This is a genomic window from Bacillus sp. CDB3, assembly GCF_002081505.1.
GTDB classification, from domain to species: domain Bacteria; phylum Bacillota; class Bacilli; order Bacillales; family Bacillaceae_G; genus Bacillus_A; species Bacillus_A cereus_AT.
In genome coordinates this window covers 1-18192 of record NZ_ALBR01000025.1, presented here as the reverse complement: position 1 = coordinate 18192, position 18192 = coordinate 1, and the positions used below count along the sequence as shown (strand labels likewise).

The following is an 18192-nucleotide window of genomic DNA, read 5'->3' as shown; positions in this document are numbered from 1 at the left end:
GAAATAACATACCGTTCGGTACATTATTTTAAAGATAAAAGGAGATGATATTATGAATGCTAAAGAAAAAATGACAACTGCTCTTACTCAGAATAATGATCAGTTTCAATTCCCTATCAATACAATCATGCCCCGCTATATTATTCTATTATTTTCAATAGCTTGTGGGATGGCTGTGGCGAATATATACTTCGCTCACCCTCTACTTGATTCTTTATCCAATGAGTTTAAGATCAACCATTCAACTATTGGTGTCGTTATTACTATTACTCAAGTTTGTTATGCACTCGGATTACTTTTATTAGTTCCACTTGGTGATTTATTAAACAAAAAAAGACTTATTATTGTTCAAATGCTTTTATCCGTTTTCACTTTAATTGTGATCGGAGTCGCTCCTTCAAGTACCGTACTTTTTATAGGTATGGCCTTAGTCGGAATTCTTGCAACTGTTACGCAGACACTCGTCGCATACGCATCCATTTTAGCTAATCCAAAAGACCGTGGGCGAATAGTAGGTTTCGTCACGAGTGGTGTCGTAATAGGAATTCTACTTGCACGTACATTTGCCGGAACATTAACAGATCTAGCCGAATGGCGTTCCGTTTATCTTACCTCTGCTGTACTTATGCTCTTCGTAATTGGTTTGTTATATCGTAATTTACCTAATCTTGAACATAAAAAAACAGCCATGACCTATCGTAAATTATTACATTCCGTTCTCTTATTATTTGTAGAAGAGCGCCTCTTACGCATTCGCGGAATATTAGCATTGCTCATTTTCACTTCATTCAGTATTTTATGGACTTCATTAGTTTTACCTCTAAGTGCTGCACCATATAATCTATCACATACAGCTATCGGAGCATTTGGTCTTGCTGGAGTTGCTGGTGCATTAGCTGCCACTAAGGCCGGACAACTCGCTGATCGCGGATTCGGAGAAAGAACTACTGGCATAGCCTTATCCTTATTATTACTTTCATGGCTCCTCATTAAATTAATGAACCATTCTCTATTCCTACTTGTTACCGGTGTTATCCTTTTAGATTTAGCTGTGCAAGCTGTACATGTCACGAACCAAAGTATACTTTTCACAGTGCGTCCTGAAGCGAGAAGTCGGCTCACTGCTAGTTATATGATTTTCTATTCTATCGGCAGTGCTACAGGTGCCATTCTTTCCACAAACATTTATGCAAGCTACGGATGGAACGGAGTTTGTATATTAGGTGCATCCGTTAGTGCTTGTGCTCTTTTATTCTGGGCAATGACCTTACGACGATCATGATAAATAACAGGAGAATAATTTATTAGTGCATTTTTTAATACGTGTTTTTCTACAAGGCTATAAAGTGAAGGTTTTGCTCATCCCCCACTGATTATTAGCCTACACCAATCGGGCGTTTACGGGCAGCCCGACTCCCACAAATAGCCGGATAAAATAGCATTTACTTTTTAACATAAATCAACGGCATTTTTATATTAAAAATGCCGTTGATTCCAAATTCTATGTATGCGACTCGCCATTTCATGATAATAGATCATATACTAGCGAAATACATCTATTACAAATTACCTTTAACTTTTCCAACAATCTCGTTTATCGTATTTCGATCTAGCTTGTCACTAATTTCGTATGGCTCACGATCTCCTACTAATTGTACGCCTACGATGTCGTTGCGGTCCTTACCGTATTGCACTTCAATAATAGATCCGCGCTCTATTTGTTTCCAAATGTAACCTGCTTCATCTTTATTGTCTAATGTAATACAGTCCTCAATGTTTTCATTAATTCCAATTAACATATTATCGTCAATATACCCTATCTCGTACTGTTGACGTTCTTTCGCTTTTCCGCTTACTAATATACCCGCGCTACCATATGAGTAATCCATATAGTCCTTTTGCTCCGTTTGTACCGCTTTTGGCTCTTGTACTTCAGTTTTTTCAGTAGTCCCACAACCGGTAAAAAGACCGATTGGCATAACTGCAGTTAATATTACTCTAGTAAATTTCTTTATCATTTATAACTAACCTCACATGATTAAGTTCCAGTTTCATTTATCGCTTTATTAAAGGATAACATGACAGCGCGAAGAAAAAGCCAAATAAAAAATATTTTTTACATTTCCCACTTATATAAGGGACTAGGCCATTTAAACCTAGTCCCTACATAACTTTAACTTTTCTTTACATGCTTAATGATACTTCATTCTTATTTCTTTACTATACCCTGTACAACTTATATGTTAGAAACTTCTTCTTTCATTTTATCCCGCATTAACGCCCGATTGGTGCGGGATAATAATCAGTGGGGGATGCCCCCCGCTGATTAAAGTTTCACTTTATATACCCTATCTCTTTTCTCATCATTCTTGATAAAAGTAAGCTTCCCTTCCGTCACAAAACCTTCTAATAGTAAGCATACTTGTCCATATGCTTTTGGCTTATTCGTTGTGAATCTTTCATCTGATATTTTACCAGCTCGTATTAATTGTTCGCATAGCTCCAGTGCACTTATTTCTTCGGCATTCATTAATTCTAATATATCTTTTTGCAATGGTGATAAAGGTGCAGGTATCTCGGCTACCTCTACCTTTTCTTGTTTATTTTCTTTTTCGTCTTCAAATAAATCTTCAAATGAAATTTGATTCATTACAACTTTTCCTTTCTAACGATTGATTTGTATAACATGAACTGAATCCTATAAAGAGTAGTTATTGTTATGTAGTACTTACCTTATTACATAAATGTCAAACTCATGTACATCGTTTCATATAGTATGTTTTGATTATACCAAATATACGTTCTGTCTTCTATCGTAGATTGAAAAAGAAGCATTTGACTGTCCACAAATTACGAATGAAAAAGGACCTGATATGAATATCAGATCCTTTTTCATTGCTTCTTTTATAAATTTAAGTTCTTGATACATATATCGGTTCATACGTGCTTACATTATCATACACAGTTTTCGCAATACTAAGAGGAAGATTAACACATCCTCCAGATCCACCTTTTCCAGTGGCAGTGCATAATTCTTTTCCTTCGAGGAAGGGAAATATGTCCACTAGATTTTTAATAGAATAAAAGCATATTTTTACTTGCCAGACTTAATTTTTTCGCTATATTCTTCTAAAGTTAACCCTTTTTCTTTTAGATAAACAGCAACTTCTTTTCCTACATAACGATAGTGCCATGGCTCATACTTAATGCCAGTAATATTCTCTTTATCTTTTGGATAGCGGAGAATAAATCCATACTCTGCAGCATTCTTATCTAACCATTTGAATGCATCGGTAGTTTCAAATTTCGCATTTAAATCTTCTACAGTATTCTGCCATTCAACTGAAATAATGTCTAACGCTAATCCAGTATGATGTTCACTTGCACCAGGATACTGAAGATATTCCAATGCCTTAGCACTAGCCTCTTTATCCGACAAACCTTGAGATTTATAGCTTTTAACTGAAGCATCATAATAAGTTTGTTGTAATTTTATAGCTCGATAACCTGATCTTAAATAAAGATTGATTCCCTCTTTTTTTGCAGCTGCTACCATATCTTGATAGGAAGTTGCAATTCTACTATCTATTTTCATATTTGGCTTAGCATTTTGGGTGATACTTGTTAATTCAATTCCTAGTTCCTTTGATAACATATGGTCTCTATTTACAAGGATAATTCTCCAATCATTAACATCAGAGATAGGTAAAACATCTTTTTCCTTCGCATTTATCTCATTTTTATTTTTATCGTTATTATTAGTAGTTTCCTGAGATGTTTGCTTTCCACTACAAGCAGCAAGGCTCCATCCCAGTGCCAATACCAATGCTAAAATTATAAATTTTTTAATTGTATCTCATTCCCTTTTTGTTTATTAGTCTTTATACCAATTTCCCAACACATCTCTAGGAATATCCTTGAAATTCTCCAAAGAAACGGGGCCGACAAATTTTTTAATCCCATGATTTTTAGAATTTTCATCCGAATAATCTTTTAAAAATTGAATTTTAAAATGTGTCTTACCATCAGCATAGTCAGTTACTGTCGGTACGAATGCCGCTTGTCGTATACCAAAAGTTTTATCTTCATACTTGACAAATTGTATATAAGATAGTCCTCCAACCATTGTTTCTAATTTTTCTTGAGCAGAAATAAGGTTTCCAAGAGAATAATAGATTAGCGTTTGATGTCCATCTTTATTTTGTTTCCACTCAACTGGTTGAATTACATGTGGATGATTTCCAATTACTACATCTACACCTAAATCTGTTAAATATTGAGCAACTTCTTTTTGTTGGTTTGAAGGTGTAGAGGTATATTCAACTCCCCAATGCACCATAACAATCACCATATCAGAACTACTCTTTGCCTTTTCCACATCATTTTGTATCGCTTTTTTATCAATTAAATTTAATGCCCAAGACTTATCAGCTGGAATTTTAATTCCATTCGTACCATATGTATAATTAAGTAACGCAAAACGAATCCCATTTTTTGTAATCGTTTTTATTTCATTGCGCTCGTTTTGACTCTCATTAATGCCTACCGGGATAACATCCGGATATTTCTTCCAGTATTCTCTTGTATTCGCAACACCTTTAATACCCATATCCATAGCGTGATTTGTCGCTTGAGTCACTATATTGAATCCAGTATCCACTAAAGATTGACCCACTTCTTCAGGTGTATTGAAAGTAGGATATCCCTGTACTTTTAAATTATTTCCTGCAATCGGGGTCTCCTGGTTCACTATAGCAAGATCACTTGATTTAACAGCTTTTTTGATATTTTCATAAATATAGTTATAATCATATGAACCGTCTTTTTGTTTGCCATCTTTAATTACTGCGTCATGGTATAAATTATCACCCGTTGCTATTAAATTCACTACCGATTTTACTTTTTTATCTTCAGTAAAATTAGGAGACTGTTGAATAGGACTTTTATCTACCCAATTCGGTGTTTTTAATGATTTATCTGTATTTGATTGAGCCGGTGGTAATGATGCTTTAGATGTCTTAACATCTGTATTATCACAAGCGGTTAAAATCACTAAAAAAATAAGACATAATAAAAAAAACTTTTTACTTCTCTGTAAATTATCTAACATGTAATCCTCTTTTCTGTTTTATTACTTATAACCAATTCTAACAAATAACTTTTTAAAACAGCGTATTTTGATTTTACACTTAATTTTGGAAGAACACCCTGTTATATCAACCTCGGAATATACGGAGAATATTTTTCTAACAATCTATCGTTTCCATCAGAATTAATAGATTGCTAGAAAAATATTCTCCGACAGGATGTTGAATTTGATATACCAGTTCCAACTGTAGTAGCTGGTTAATCTAAACAAGAGAGGAGAATAGTTCATATAGCCTCCTCTCTTGCTTTACGTTTGTGAGTGGCTCCAAAAAGAGGGAATCGCTGCCGTCCCCCCTTTAGATAGTGCGAAATCTTTGTAACTAATTTCTTTAAGTTGAGCGACATTCATTACACTGATAACAACAAGTAAGACCCAAGAACTTATTTTACCAATATACGAAAAAAGTAGCAATATTTTCTCCGCCCCATATAAAGAAGCTAATTATGAGAAATGAAAAAGGAAATGGCATTTTATATGGATCGCACTGTGAATTGTACATAAGATTTAGCAAAAACAATAGATAAAGGCTCTGTTGCAAAGTTTTATTTTTAATTTATTATATTAGCTCTACAATCCATGTCCGAACAACTAATTACTTTTTGTTCTTCCTAAAAAATATCCATTCATTCTATTCAATTCCTAATCTCCCTATTTCTTCATTGATCAATAAAAAACAAGCCACCAACTCACAAAGAATGAATTGGATGGCTCTATACTATAAAGAGAATTTGTTATTAAATTACTTCAATTTCCCCTCAAAAACAATCTTTCTACCACACGGTTCAACTTCTGTTTTCCCGTCTTTCTTCACTTCATGAAAGATTGGCTCTTCCATGCGACGAGATGGTGCGTATCCTTCTTGTTCCATGCGTGCTAAGCAATCTGTAATTGTTTCGTTTTCTAGTACTTCAAATTTCTTTTTATTAGGTTGTTTTGTCATGCCCTAACCTACTTTCTATTTTTCTTGATGCGAATTGATTCTTCATGTAAATAATATATAACATTGCGAGAATACCCATTATAATCATAACCGCAATAAAAAAGCTTGTATACTGTATTTTTTCTATAAATACACCTCCTAATACAGGGCCCATAATACTTCCTATACTAAAGGCGATTCCGGATAATATATTACCTGCCGGTAGTAAGTGTCTCGGTAATAAATCTGTCATGAATCCAAGTCCTAATGAGAAGCAAGAGCCAATGACCATACCAGCTAGAAGCATACAAGCAAAGACGATCCAGTAATATTGATCAAATACTGCTGCAAGTAGGAAAATACCAGTACTTACGCTGAACATCCACGTTAAAATACGATCTCTTCCGTATTTATCACTTAACATACCGAGCGGGATTTGTGTAATAATACCTCCAACTGCGAATGCTGGTAATAAGAAGGAAACTTCCGATACAGACCATCCTTTGCGAAGTGCGTATACTGGCAAATTACTATTTAACATCGCTTCAAGTACACCATATGCAAGTGGACCAATAAGTGCAATCCAAGCTAATCCAACGACTTGTTTATAACGAGAAAAGGATGATTCACTTTCAGTTTTCGCCTCATCTTGTGCTGGAAATGCATTTTTCGTTGGTAGTAGTAAAAGCCAGCCAATTAAACAAAGTATAGTAGATACGATAAATGGTGTTGCAAGACCGTACTGAACAGTACTTGCTAAATACGGACCAACGGCGAAACCAATTCCGAAGAATACACCGTATATCGATACTTGTCTACCTATTTTACTCGGGTCCGATGTTGTCGTAATCCATGTTTGTGTTCCAACATGAAGCATATGATCTCCGACTCCAACTAGAAATCTAAGAACGAACCATACCCAGAATGAAAAGGTTTGTGTAAAAAAGAATAATGAAATAATAACGAGAAACCCACCAATCACGATAATTGGCTTCATTCCAAACTTTTGCATCGGTTTTTCAAGAAACGGTGAAATAAATAATATCCCAATGTATAATGCCGTCGCATGAATACCATTAATACTTGAACTAACCCCTTCTTGTTCAAAAATCATTGCAATGGCAGGTAATAGCATGCCTTGTGATAAACCCGAGATTGCTACAATCCCAACCATAATCCAAAAAGTAAAACGCATTGACATCCCTAATCTCTCCCTTTTGTAATCCACCATACTCATTATATACGGTTTACTATATAATAAGAAAGAACTAGTGAACGAAATGATTTCGACTTTTCAACAATAAAAAAGAAGCTAAAAGAATGAGCCTTTTAGCTTCTTAGCCATCCCAAACTTGTGCTTTCACATGGTAATGAAAATGTTTAAAATATGGATTTTCATAAAATAAAGGGCCATATAAGTAGTGATGTGTATGAGCTATTGGTGGCTGCTGCATTTGTAAAGGAACTATAGCTGATGAAACTTGCATATCCATCGGATCTATCATTATTTTTGTATATAAGTGATGATTATATGGCGAATGCGCAATTAAGAGCGGATGATGCATTGATAATCTCCCCTTTTACCTACAATGTTATAGTATATGCAACACCGTTCATTTCGGGGATTATTTCTGTTCTAACCAATACTCTACATGTTTTATAAATACATCTAAACAATCAATAAACGGAGAATGACCGCAATCTTCTAACAATTTTAATTCTGCATTCGGCAAATGTTTTGCTAACTCCTCACCCACTACTTGCGGTACGACATAATCTCTATCACCTTGTATGACGAGTGTCGGAGCTTTAATACGATGAATTTGCTTATTTCCCTCTACAACCCCATTATATTCATCCGAAATATTAAATGTAATGAGCGCATAATTCACATCTACGAAATTACGTTGCGTTAACATATCATCTAAATACTTTTCATAACGATCCGGTTCAGGTTGATTATGTGTATATATTAATAAATTCCATACTGTACGGTAATATAATTTATTCATATTTTTTATCGCATCTAGCACTGGTGCAATTTGTACGGGATCTTGCGCGATTTCTTCTTTCGTTTTTAATAGACTCGTTACGATCGGTTGCCCGTTAATATCTTTTTTAAAGATTGGATAGCCCTTCATTCCTACTGATTCTACTAAAATTAACTTTTCGACAAACGTTGGATGATTCGCTGTAAATTCCATCGCAACACCACCACCCATTGACCAGCCCATTAATGAAAATTTCTCTAGTTTTAATTGATTGATAAATAGTTTTACATCTCCTGCAAAATCTTGTATTGAATCTATCGGCTTATTATATGTTGATTGTCCAAATCCTCTTAAATCAAGAGCGTAAATATGGTATTGATCTTGCAGCTTTTCAATAACTAAATCAAAGTGTTGTGACGATGTCATGTTCCCGTGAATGAGTACAAGAATTTCTGCATTTTGCCTTCCAACTTCCTGATACGCAATCGTTTCTCCGTTCGATAGTGAAACAAACTCCATTGTTGCAGGCTTAATCATCACAAGTTCCCCCATTCTTTTTAATAGAAAGAAAATTCTTTACTTACTTAAAGAATAACATGCAGAATGTATGTTCTCAACAAAAAAGCTATACGAAATTTTTACATAAATCAACATGTCTATTACTAGACAATTATAATAAAAAAGTATATAGTTAGCTAGGTAACTAATTTGAAAGGATCAAACTACATGGACGAAAAACAACATTTTTTTCATATCGTCAGTCAAACTTCTCGTAAATTTACGAAGAAATTTAATGAACGTGTATCTCCAACTGGATTATTTAGTGCACAATGGGCTGTTATATTCCGTATTAATCAAACTGGATCTTGTACCCAAACAGAATTATGCCAGTATTTAAATGTGGAATCACCAACGATGACTCGCACATTAACTCGTATGGAAACGATGGGCTGGATTATTCGTACAGAAGGAAAAGATCGCCGTGAGAAGGTCATTTCATTATCGGAAACAGCACTAGAAATGATTCCAGTATGGCAAGAAGAAGTTGATGCTTTCGAAGAAAAGACGCTAGAAAGTATTAACGAAGAAGAGTTACATCAAGCATTTGAAGTACTACAAAAAATTATAAAAAATTTAGATGATTAAATTGGAGGGATGACGATGCAAAGTGAAAAACTTTGGACGAAGGATTTCCTCGGAACTTGTTTTAGTAGTCTGTTTCTCTTTTTAACATTTTACATGCTTATGACTACTCTGCCCGTCTACGTTATAGACGGACTAAAAGGAAAACCTGAGGAAATTGGTTTAGTTGCAACTGTTTTTCTTATTTCATCTGTTTTATGTAGACCATTCACAGGAAAATGGCTCGATGATTTAGGAAGAAAAAAAATATTATTTATTTCACTTTCACTATTTTTAGCCGCTACTGTTATGTATTTCGGTACGCAAAGTTTATTTTTATTACTTGCCCTTCGCTTCTTACATGGTATTGGATTCGGAATGGCAACAACAGCAACTGGAACAATTGTAACTGATGTAGCACCAGCTCATAGACGCGGTGAAGCACTTGCTTATTACGGTGTATTTATGAGTCTACCGATGGTAATTGGTCCTTTTTTAGGTTTAACAATTATTTCTCATTTTTCATTTACTGCATTATTTATCGTTTGTTCGGTATTTTCATTACTCGCATTTTTATTAGGGTTAGTAGTGAATATTCCTCATGAAAAACCAGTAAGTACACAAACACGAGAAAAAATGAAATGGAAAGACTTAATTGAACCATCTTCTATTCCGATCGCTCTAACAGGATTTGTTTTAGCCTTTTCTTATAGTGGTATTCTATCCTTTATTCCTATTTATGCAAAAGAGCTCGGTTTAAGCGAAATTGCAAGTTACTTCTTTATTTTATACGCACTTGTTGTTGTAATTTCTCGTCCATTCACAGGAAAAATCTTTGATCGTTTCGGTGAAAATGTACTTATTTATCCAGCTATCATAATTTTCACAATTGGAATGTTCATTTTAAGCCAAGCGCAAACTTCATTTTGGTTCCTTGGTGCAGGTATGCTAATCGGTTTAGGATACGGAACATTAATTCCAAGTTTCCAAACGATCGCGATTTCTGCCGCTCCAAACCATCGACGTGGTTCTGCGACAGCTACTTACTTCTCGTTCTTTGATAGTGGCATTGGCTTTGGTTCTTTCATTTTAGGTATAGTCGCTGCCAAATCAAGTTATCATAATATGTATTTTATCGCAGCTATTATCGTTGCGTTCACTTTACTACTTTATTATGGATTACACGGACGAAAACAAAAATTCAAAAAGCAAAGTACAGATGGACAAATATCTGCTTAACGTTTATAAGGAAAGTAAACTTACCCGTTTACTTTCCTTATTTTGTATTTCTTTTAAGACGAGCGTATACTTATAATAGAAACTAAAGGAGGTACATGCATGAATGTAAAGAAATCTCCCCTGCTATTACTGTTACTAGTATTACTATTCGTAGTTACAGGGCTTGGGTTTACTTTTTTTAAACATAATAAAACGACCCCCACTAAAGATAATGTCACAAAAGAAAACTGGTTAGATGATCCTTACTTACGTTGGTCGTATACACATATGAAAGAATTCACTTTAATTAATGAAGTTAAAAACAATCCTGAACAAATTGCTCAATTCCCTACCGCGTTACAAACCTTAGACGATTTTGCTGTGGAGCGTGGATTTGGAAATACGACTCCTCTAAAAAAACTTTTAGACGAAAACAAAACAGATGCTTTTGTCGTTGTACAGAATGGTCAACTTGTTTATGAACGATATTTCAATGAATATAACGAGAGTGATCCTCATGGCATGGCATCATTAGCAAAAGTATTTACCGGTGCAATTATACAATCTCTCGCTGAAGAAAATCGAATTGATGTAGAGAAAACAGCTGACACTTACATAAAAGAGTTAAAAAATACACCATTCGGAACAGCCACACTTCAGCAATTACTGGACATGCAAGTTTCCGCTGAATACCCTACTCACGGATATATGCAGCTAGGACTAGAAAATCAAGATGCACAACTATATTTAGCTAGTAATATTTTGCCCCGAGGTAAAAACTACGAGGGTCCTATGAAAATTTATGATATGTTACTAGAAGCAAAAGAAACTGCACCACCCGGATCCGCTTTTTCTTACAATAACGGATCAACAGAAACACTCGCTTGGATTATCCGAACGATTACAGGGAAATCGTTAGCTGAAAATGTAAGCGAACGAATTTGGTCTCAAATTGGTATGGAAGAAAACGCGTATTACGTTACAGATGAAACAAAAGTAGAACAAGCAAGCGCTGGCTTAAATGCAACTGCTAGAGATATGGCGAGGTTCGGACAATTACTATTAAATAATGGTCAATATAACGGAAAACAAATCGTCCCTTCTGCTATTACAGAAAGTGTGAAAAATGTACAAGAAGGTGAGCTCGCAATTGGTCGTGGTGCTTCCATTTCTTATCATAATCAATGGTGGATTCCACATAATGAACAAGGTGCTTTCGAAGTGTTAGGTAGTTACGGACAAACGCTTTACATCGATCCGAAAGCAAATATGGTAATTGTCCACTTCTCTTCTAACGCTGCGCCTAGTAATGAAATCCATTCGGTTTATTCCGATATGTATATCGATATTGCACATCATTTGGAAAAGCTTCCACAGTAGTGGAGGCTTTTTTTATTTACACAAATCCTATTCCAGTTATCACTTGGTTATTAGAAGTTTCCGAAAGAATTACTCTGTGAGCCACGCCTAAACCCTATTTATCGTGATAATATTTTATAAATTTGAAAACACTAGTGCTTAGGAAAGGAGGGATTGCGAATGTCTGTGAAAAAGCTATTAACTGGATTAATCATTTCACTTGCGATGATTGTAGTTATAACTACTTTAGGTTCGCTCCGTGTATTTGCCGAATCCGACGCTGTGAGACAGCCTATTGAGGTTGAATTGAATGATGATTACTTTAATCCGAGTACCATCACTGTTCCGGTTGGGAAAACGACAACGTTGCTATTAAAAAACAAAGGAAATAGAGAACATACCTTTACGGTGAAAAAGCTCGGAATTGACGTAGAAGTCCCATCAGGAAAAGAAATTACAATTACCGTAAAACCTGAAACTCCCGGTACATATGAACTAATATGTCGGTTCCACTACTTGAAAGGAATGGATGGAAAAGTAATAGTCAAATAACAAGCAGTACCGACCAATCCTTACTTTTTTTATAAAGTGAAACTTAAATTCGCGGGGTGTCCCTCCCCCACGGATTATGAGCTCTCACTAGTCAGTTTTTTACAGGCAGCATAAAATCTTTACGTTGGCGGTACCCATGCCCATCAACTTAAGGTTTTGAAATACCTCCAAAGCAAAAATTTTATCCTTCCACAGCTGTCTATAAGAGTTCAGCTCATTTTTTCGTTTTGCGGAACAACAGATTTTTTAACTTGATAGCAATGGAGTGGTACCCCTAATACCCCAGAAGGAAAAGAAGAGTATAATTCCTTTAACGTACAAGGAGTTCCATATATCATTGTAAAAGATCATGAAAATAACACCCAAAAAAGAAACGAACAAAAATGTTCGTTTCTTTTTCATGGTGTTCAATGCTCAAGAAAACTTATAACCGCATAAGTATATAGAACGACTAGACCAAAGGCACATATTCCCATAATTATAATCGCTAGTGCGCTTTTCTCTTGTCTAAACCCTATAATTCCAAGAATAAATGCACTCCACATTGTTACCTTAACCATTGTAGAAAGGTTGGGAATTGAATATCCACTCAACCAGGTAGAGAAACTTACAATTATGGAAAAAGAGAACAAAGTTAGAACAATAGATAATATATTAATGTGCTTCCCATACTTCAGTTGCATTTCGCTACCCCCCTTTCTTTTCATTAGTGAATAATAGGTAGATGACTATATTTTTATTTTATTCTAAATTTTCTTGAAAGTATACAATGAAAAGAAGAGGCTGTCCCAAAAGTCGCTGAATAGTTACCTTTGGGCAACCTCTTTTCTTTATTTTTTACTTTCCTCTAGTTTAGAGATACTTGCTTCTTTTTCAGGTAACGTATCAACAAAATCCTTTTGAGATTTTAATAGGTCAGATTGTTGTATCCAAGCCTTAAGATTATCTAAAGATTTACGGGCTTCTTTTGCATCGCCAGTAATATCATTCATGTTCAACTTATTAAATGTAGCTAAAAATTCTTGTTGAATCTCACCTTGCAATACATTGGCTTGCTTTGTTAATTCTTTATTTTCATCACTTTTTGCCTCCCCTTCTATATGCATATACTTATATTATTACAATTTCTGTAAAAAACGAAAGGGATACATATGTTATCAATTTGATAAATATTCTGTTGGAGGCATTATGTATCATTTATTATCTTTTTCGATAGACTGAATATATTCAAAGAAATCCGGTGGTTCTTCCATTGCTTCTTTTTTAAATTTTTCAAGTTCTTCACGTTCACGCGGAGACAATTTTTCTAGTAGGGGTACCACCCCATGTCCATCAACTTAAGAAAACAAGTTACCCCAAAACGATAAAAATGAGCTGAATTCTTATAAATAACTGCAAAATAATAAAATTTTTGTTTTGTGGACACTTCAAATTACTAGATTGATGATAACGTGGCGGGACTCCTAAAATAGGATTATAATTAGCATTGCTTTTAACAATGTGACAATGATTATTGTCACACTTCCATTTCGGTTACGATCTATTTTGTTATTTAAGGCGTTAAAAGAAAACTTCAGAATAAATAGGTAATTTATGTTAAAATATAAAGAAAAATGAAAAATGATAAATATTATTAATTATGAAAAGGGAAATATTATAAAATTAGAATTTAATTCGGAAGGATTGAGTTTATTTATATATTCTTAGGAGTGATGGAATGGATAATCCTTATAAAATAGCTGTAATTGGTGGCACTGGTAAGGTAGGTCGTTATATAGCTTCAGAATCGTTAAAAAATGGCTACCAAATTCGTATGCTTGTTCGGAATCCTAAAAAATTAAAGTATAACGATGATAAAATTGAGATTGTAACAGGTACTGCGGAGAATGTAGATGCAATAAGACAACTACTCGAAGGTTGTCATATTGTTATAAATTGCTTTGGTCAACCTATGAGAGATACACCTATATATAGCAAAGTTACCAGAGATATACTTGAAGTAATGAAAGAAAAGGATATTAAGAGATATATTGGCGTTACAGGAGGTTCTCTCAACATTATAGGAGATAAAAAAAGTCTTTTAAATAAGATTGGAGCAAAAATGTTTGAAGTGCTCTTTTCCAAAATGATGAAAGATAAAAGAGAAGAGCTGAATATTCTTTTGAAAAATAAAGACCTTGATTGGACACTAATAAGACTGCCTTTTGTAAAGGAGGGTGTTGAAGTAAGAGCAGTCAAAGAAAGTCTTATCGATATGCCTGGGGCAATGATTTCAAATAAAGAAATAGCAAATTTTATAATTAGCCAGATTGATAATAAAGAGTATATTCATAAAACACCTTTTATTGCGATTTAATATAAGGGTAGCGTCACATCGCCATCAAGCTAGAAAATTGTATCCATAAAACGAAAAAAACGCTATTCTTTTTGTAGAAATATACAGAAAGGGGGCGTTTTTGTTATGAATTTATCGATTTTAGATGAACTAGAATTGTTCTCTAAAGAACTACAACGATATATGTCACCGTATGCTTTGGAACAGTTAGCTAGAGAGATAGGATTTGTTCAACGAAAAAGTAAATATCGTGCACAAGACTTAGTGGCTTTATGTGTTTGGTTAAGCCAAAATATAGCTCATACTTCATTGACACAATTATGTAGTCGATTAGAAGCTAACACAGGCATTTCCATGAGTCCGGAAGGACTCAATCAACGCTTTAATTCTCGGGCTGTACAGTTTTTACAACAAATATTAGCGTATTTACTTAACCAACAATTTCATTCCTCCAACTCAAACAAGATTCCAACTTTGTATACAAACTATTTTCGTAGTATTCGTGTATTGGATTCTACACATTTTCAGGTTCCAGATAAATTTGCTTCTACATATCAAGGTTCAGGAGGTAGTGGTCATAGTGCTGGTGTGAAAATTCAATTAGAGTACGATTTGCTTAGTGGTCAATTTTTACATGTTCATGTAGGTTCGGGAAAGCAAAATGATAAAATTTATGGTTCTACTTGCTTAACGTCTCTTCAACCGCACGATGTATGTATACGTGATCTAGGATATTTCGATTTAAGAGATCTACATACGATAGACGAGTGTGGTGCTTATTTTATTTCACGATTAAAGCTCAATACTCGTATATATCAGAAGAATAGAGAACCTGAATACTTTCAAAATGGAACAATAAAAAAGCAATCTGAATACATCCAACTAGATATGGAGCAATTCATTGACCAATTACAGTCAGGTGAAACATATGAAACTTCCTGAGATTTATATTGGAATGTATCAAAAACTTCCTGCAAGACTAATTCTGTACAAATTAACTGAAACGCAAATGAAACGTAGACAAAAGGATTTAGCATCTAAAGAACATAAGAAGCAAATTACCTATAAAGAACGCAGTAAGCGACTTAGTGCAATTAACTTTTACATTACAAATATTCCTTTGGAATATCTACCAAAGGAACAAGTATACGATTTTTACTCCTTACGATGGCAAGTTGAACTTATCTTTAAAACATGGAAATCATTCTTTCGTATTCATCATTGTAATTCTGTAAAATTAGAACGACTAGAATGTCACTTATACGGACAATTAATTAGCATCTTTCTTTGTTCCTCCACTATGTTCCAAATGCGCCAATTACTCCTCAGCAAGAAGAAACGAGAATTAAGCGAATATAAAGCGATTTATATGATAAAAGATTATTTTCCACTTATTTATCAATCTCTACAAAAAGACACCCAAGAATTAACAAAGATATTGTCTCGGCTGTTTAATCTCTTACAGAAAAACGGACGAAAATCCCATAGGTATGAGAAGAAAACAGTCTTTGATATCTTAGGCGTCGTATATAACTTTTCTATGTCTCACAATCATGTAGCGTAATCAAAAAAACTGAAACCCGATAGGGTTTATTTGGTATGCAAATCTTTCAAGAACTTACACTAGATCTTTAGAAAAAAGAAAAAATCTCACATGAAATTAAACTTATATAAGCTTAGCTTGATAGGCATGGGGTACCACCCCATTATGCAAAAGATAAAAATTGGAAGCCAATAGATGAAAAATAATAATTCCTTATTCAACTAACGCATGCATTAGTTGAACAACCTAAGGCTGCTTCGGTAGCCATTTTTTTGTACCAACTGGCAGTTTAGTTTTCCATATGTGAAAAGGGATTTCTAAGTGATTAATTGAATATATATTTATTGTTTACTAATTTTTAGGAGGTCCCTTTATGGGAGATATGCTTTACTGTATTGCTACATATCAAATTCTTAATGAAGAAAGACTAGGAGCTTCGCACGGTTCTATAATAACTTATAGTGATGCTGTGACGGGATCTCCTGTTAGTGAGATAGGGTATTTTTTAATTTATGTATTATAGTAACGTACCCGAAGAGGTTGATATGGTGACATATCAACAAACTGAGGTGGTACCACGAAATTGCAACTCTCGTCCTCAAAAATTATTTCTTTTGGGTGAAAGTTTTTTTATTATATAAGTTTCATTATGTCATAATTTAAAGTTTTCGAGAGGAGAAATGATATGCATCCTATTTTATTAGATGTTCCGTTACAAATAGAAACAGACAGACTAATTCTTCGAGCACCACTTCAAGCTGGTGACGGGAATGTCGTACACCAAGCTATTAAGGATTCAATTAGTGAGTTAAAGCAATGGTTGCTTTTATTCCAGTCAATTCCTACTGTTGAAGAAACGGAAATTCTCCTGAGAAATGCCCATGTAGATTTTTTGAAAAGAGAAAGCTTTCGCTATCTTATCTATCATAAGGGTACTAATGATTTTATTGGAACTGCTAGCCTTCACGGAATTAATTGGAAGATTTCTAAATGTGAAATTGGATACTGGATTAACACGCAATTTAGTGGCAATGGATATATGACAGAGGTAGTAAGTGAGTTAACAAACCTTGCATTTCAGTTACTCAAATTTAGAAGGATTGAAATAAGATGTGAATCTACTAACACGAAAAGTCGTACGATCCCTGAAAAACTAGGTTTTGAGCTTGAGGGGATATTACGTAATGAAGATCTTTCAGCTGACGGTAAAAAACTAATTGATACCTGCATCTTTGCAAAGGTAAATTAGATTGAAATTTTAATACTCAATTGAGTCTGTGTACATAGTTTATTCCCCTTCTAATCCGTTATTGTAATTTGTTTAGAACTATAGTACATCAATATGTTTAAAATGTAATGTACTGAAATGGTATATTCTATTAAAACAAGAAGATTTACTTCTTATGGTAATAACATCAGTATTACATACAAATTTTTCAATTATTTTATAAATAAATTAATTCATGAAGTTATAAAATTAGGACCGTACATATTAGACATATCTAAAATGTACGGTCCTTTTGTTTACTAGTGATTCACTTATCTAACCTAAAGATACGTATGTGGTCCTTTTACAATTTGAATTTCTTTTTAAGCTTCTTATATTTTCTATATGAACGTCTAACAATGTTTAACATGAAATACGGTATTTTAACAGGGAAAGGCAATTTATAAATAAAAGGCAAGTAAAATGTAAAATATGCCTTTTCTAGGTCTCTCCACTTACTATCTTCTTTTATTTTTAAGAAATCAGATACATCGACTACATATCCCCTTCCGTTTTCCATCATCACATTTTTCCCGTGAACATCACAAGGAGTTAATCCTTGCTTCCTTGCATACTCTATAGCTTCATTGATATCAAGGATTACCTGCTTAGGAATTTTAATCCCCTTATGAATAGCATCGTATAGGTATTCTTTTAAACGTTCTATACTATGAAATTTCTCCTTATACTACTAAGCTTCGAATAAGAAGGATGATTTCCGAATTCTCGGTAATCTT

The 18192-nt window shown here is 34.2% G+C and carries 19 protein-coding genes and 3 pseudogenes; 9 read left to right on the top strand and 13 right to left on the bottom strand.

From position 1 onward, the window contains the following. The first annotated feature begins 52 nt into the window (after positions 1 to 52). A complete protein-coding gene (locus tag CDB3_RS08320; protein WP_128854085.1) occupies positions 53 to 1282 on the top strand; it encodes an MFS transporter in 1230 nt (409 codons plus the stop codon). 277 nt (positions 1283 to 1559) lie between these two features. On the opposite strand, the gene CDB3_RS08315 is transcribed toward CDB3_RS08320, so the two are convergent. The 9 genes and pseudogenes from CDB3_RS08315 to phaZ form a co-directional block, all read right to left on the bottom strand. Further along, positions 1560 to 2018, bottom strand: coding sequence for a hypothetical protein (locus CDB3_RS08315; protein WP_097830329.1), 459 nt, complete (start codon positions 2016 to 2018; stop codon positions 1560 to 1562). Positions 2019 to 2326: 308 nt separating this feature from the next. Further along, on the bottom strand, positions 2327 to 2650 hold the full coding sequence (locus tag CDB3_RS08310) for a DUF3895 domain-containing protein (RefSeq protein ID WP_128854084.1): 324 nt from the start codon (positions 2648 to 2650) through the stop codon (positions 2327 to 2329). Between the two features lie 444 nt (positions 2651 to 3094). Then, a complete protein-coding gene (locus tag CDB3_RS08300; RefSeq protein ID WP_306295551.1) occupies positions 3095 to 3826 on the bottom strand; it encodes a M15 family metallopeptidase in 732 nt (243 codons plus the stop codon). A gap of 48 nt (positions 3827 to 3874) precedes the next feature. Next, positions 3875 to 5110 carry a CapA family protein gene (locus tag CDB3_RS08295; protein WP_128854082.1) on the bottom strand — a complete coding sequence of 412 codons (1236 nt, stop codon included), beginning with the start codon at positions 5108 to 5110 and terminating at the stop codon, positions 3875 to 3877. Positions 5111 to 5395: 285 nt separating this feature from the next. Next, positions 5396 to 5673, bottom strand: a pseudogene (locus CDB3_RS08290) (DUF817 family protein); the annotation flags it as partial. A gap of 215 nt (positions 5674 to 5888) precedes the next feature. Beyond that, the gene (locus CDB3_RS08285) at positions 5889 to 6089 is read right to left on the bottom strand and encodes an NETI motif-containing protein (RefSeq protein WP_000166302.1); all 201 of its coding nucleotides are present in this window, start codon (positions 6087 to 6089) and stop codon (positions 5889 to 5891) included. Continuing rightward, positions 6073 to 7269: an MFS transporter gene (locus tag CDB3_RS08280; RefSeq protein ID WP_128854081.1), complete on the bottom strand. Its 1197-nt coding sequence runs from the start codon at positions 7267 to 7269 to the stop codon at positions 6073 to 6075. Before CDB3_RS08280 ends, CDB3_RS08285 begins: the two co-directional genes overlap by 17 nt. A gap of 136 nt (positions 7270 to 7405) precedes the next feature. Then, a complete protein-coding gene (locus CDB3_RS08275; RefSeq protein WP_128854080.1) occupies positions 7406 to 7633 on the bottom strand; it encodes a hypothetical protein in 228 nt (75 codons plus the stop codon). 60 nt (positions 7634 to 7693) lie between these two features. Beyond that, the gene (gene phaZ / locus CDB3_RS08270) at positions 7694 to 8611 is read right to left on the bottom strand and encodes an intracellular short-chain-length polyhydroxyalkanoate depolymerase (protein ID WP_128854079.1); all 918 of its coding nucleotides are present in this window, start codon (positions 8609 to 8611) and stop codon (positions 7694 to 7696) included. Positions 8612 to 8785: 174 nt separating this feature from the next. Here phaZ and CDB3_RS08265 point away from each other — a divergent pair, with 174 nt between their 5' ends. From CDB3_RS08265 to CDB3_RS08250, 4 genes are all read left to right on the top strand, one after another. Continuing rightward, positions 8786 to 9205 (top strand): MarR family winged helix-turn-helix transcriptional regulator, encoded by a 420-nt coding sequence (locus CDB3_RS08265; RefSeq protein WP_128854078.1) that lies wholly within the window; start codon positions 8786 to 8788, stop codon positions 9203 to 9205. 15 nt (positions 9206 to 9220) lie between these two features. Further along, positions 9221 to 10420 carry an MFS transporter gene (locus CDB3_RS08260; RefSeq protein WP_128854077.1) on the top strand — a complete coding sequence of 400 codons (1200 nt, stop codon included), beginning with the start codon at positions 9221 to 9223 and terminating at the stop codon, positions 10418 to 10420. 99 nt (positions 10421 to 10519) lie between these two features. After that, the gene (locus CDB3_RS08255; RefSeq protein WP_128854076.1) at positions 10520 to 11779 is read left to right on the top strand and encodes a serine hydrolase domain-containing protein; all 1260 of its coding nucleotides are present in this window, start codon (positions 10520 to 10522) and stop codon (positions 11777 to 11779) included. 159 nt (positions 11780 to 11938) lie between these two features. Further along, positions 11939 to 12310 (top strand): cupredoxin domain-containing protein, encoded by a 372-nt coding sequence (locus CDB3_RS08250; RefSeq protein ID WP_128854075.1) that lies wholly within the window; start codon positions 11939 to 11941, stop codon positions 12308 to 12310. A gap of 407 nt (positions 12311 to 12717) precedes the next feature. Here CDB3_RS08250 and CDB3_RS08245 read toward each other — a convergent pair whose 3' ends face one another. The 3 genes from CDB3_RS08245 to CDB3_RS32225 form a co-directional block, all read right to left on the bottom strand. Continuing rightward, entirely contained in the window at positions 12718 to 12993 is a 276-nt protein-coding gene (locus CDB3_RS08245; RefSeq protein ID WP_128854074.1) for a hypothetical protein, read from the bottom strand. Positions 12994 to 13140: 147 nt separating this feature from the next. After that, positions 13141 to 13416: a hypothetical protein gene (locus CDB3_RS08240; protein WP_256869692.1), complete on the bottom strand. Its 276-nt coding sequence runs from the start codon at positions 13414 to 13416 to the stop codon at positions 13141 to 13143. Between the two features lie 87 nt (positions 13417 to 13503). Further along, complete coding sequence (locus tag CDB3_RS32225; protein WP_256416312.1) at positions 13504 to 13632, bottom strand: hypothetical protein; 129 nt, start codon at positions 13630 to 13632, stop codon at positions 13504 to 13506. A gap of 395 nt (positions 13633 to 14027) precedes the next feature. Here CDB3_RS32225 and CDB3_RS08235 point away from each other — a divergent pair, with 395 nt between their 5' ends. The 4 genes and pseudogenes from CDB3_RS08235 to CDB3_RS08225 all read left to right on the top strand — a co-directional run bounded on the left by CDB3_RS08235 (position 14028) and on the right by CDB3_RS08225 (position 17437). Continuing rightward, complete coding sequence (locus CDB3_RS08235) at positions 14028 to 14666, top strand: NAD(P)-dependent oxidoreductase (RefSeq protein ID WP_000369880.1); 639 nt, start codon at positions 14028 to 14030, stop codon at positions 14664 to 14666. Between the two features lie 105 nt (positions 14667 to 14771). After that, a pseudogene (locus tag CDB3_RS08230) lies at positions 14772 to 16209 on the top strand (IS4 family transposase). 352 nt (positions 16210 to 16561) lie between these two features. Further along, the gene (locus CDB3_RS31600; RefSeq protein WP_179139678.1) at positions 16562 to 16711 is read left to right on the top strand and encodes a hypothetical protein; all 150 of its coding nucleotides are present in this window, start codon (positions 16562 to 16564) and stop codon (positions 16709 to 16711) included. Positions 16712 to 16873: 162 nt separating this feature from the next. After that, a complete protein-coding gene (locus CDB3_RS08225) occupies positions 16874 to 17437 on the top strand; it encodes a GNAT family N-acetyltransferase (protein WP_128854073.1) in 564 nt (187 codons plus the stop codon). Positions 17438 to 17759: 322 nt separating this feature from the next. On the opposite strand, the pseudogene CDB3_RS32220 reads toward CDB3_RS08225, so the two are convergent. Continuing rightward, a pseudogene (locus CDB3_RS32220) lies at positions 17760 to 18192 on the bottom strand (serine/threonine protein kinase); the annotation flags it as partial.

Coding starts and splice junctions, on each gene's coding strand:
- CDB3_RS08320 (WP_128854085.1), top strand. CDS start 53: ATGAATGCTAAAGAAAAAATGACAACTGCTCTTACTCAGAATAATGAT.
- CDB3_RS08315 (WP_097830329.1), bottom strand. CDS start 2,018: ATGATAAAGAAATTTACTAGAGTAATATTAACTGCAGTTATGCCAATC.
- CDB3_RS08310 (WP_128854084.1), bottom strand. CDS start 2,650: ATGAATCAAATTTCATTTGAAGATTTATTTGAAGACGAAAAAGAAAAT.
- CDB3_RS08295 (WP_128854082.1), bottom strand. CDS start 5,110: ATGTTAGATAATTTACAGAGAAGTAAAAAGTTTTTTTTATTATGTCTT.
- CDB3_RS08285 (WP_000166302.1), bottom strand. CDS start 6,089: ATGACAAAACAACCTAATAAAAAGAAATTTGAAGTACTAGAAAACGAA.
- CDB3_RS08280 (WP_128854081.1), bottom strand. CDS start 7,269: ATGTCAATGCGTTTTACTTTTTGGATTATGGTTGGGATTGTAGCAATC.
- CDB3_RS08275 (WP_128854080.1), bottom strand. CDS start 7,633: ATGCATCATCCGCTCTTAATTGCGCATTCGCCATATAATCATCACTTA.
- phaZ (WP_128854079.1), bottom strand. CDS start 8,611: ATGGGGGAACTTGTGATGATTAAGCCTGCAACAATGGAGTTTGTTTCA.
- CDB3_RS08265 (WP_128854078.1), top strand. CDS start 8,786: ATGGACGAAAAACAACATTTTTTTCATATCGTCAGTCAAACTTCTCGT.
- CDB3_RS08260 (WP_128854077.1), top strand. CDS start 9,221: ATGCAAAGTGAAAAACTTTGGACGAAGGATTTCCTCGGAACTTGTTTT.
- CDB3_RS08255 (WP_128854076.1), top strand. CDS start 10,520: ATGAATGTAAAGAAATCTCCCCTGCTATTACTGTTACTAGTATTACTA.
- CDB3_RS08250 (WP_128854075.1), top strand. CDS start 11,939: ATGTCTGTGAAAAAGCTATTAACTGGATTAATCATTTCACTTGCGATG.
- CDB3_RS08245 (WP_128854074.1), bottom strand. CDS start 12,993: ATGCAACTGAAGTATGGGAAGCACATTAATATATTATCTATTGTTCTA.
- CDB3_RS08240 (WP_256869692.1), bottom strand. CDS start 13,416: ATGCATATAGAAGGGGAGGCAAAAAGTGATGAAAATAAAGAATTAACA.
- CDB3_RS08235 (WP_000369880.1), top strand. CDS start 14,028: ATGGATAATCCTTATAAAATAGCTGTAATTGGTGGCACTGGTAAGGTA.
- CDB3_RS31600 (WP_179139678.1), top strand. CDS start 16,562: ATGGGAGATATGCTTTACTGTATTGCTACATATCAAATTCTTAATGAA.
- CDB3_RS08225 (WP_128854073.1), top strand. CDS start 16,874: ATGCATCCTATTTTATTAGATGTTCCGTTACAAATAGAAACAGACAGA.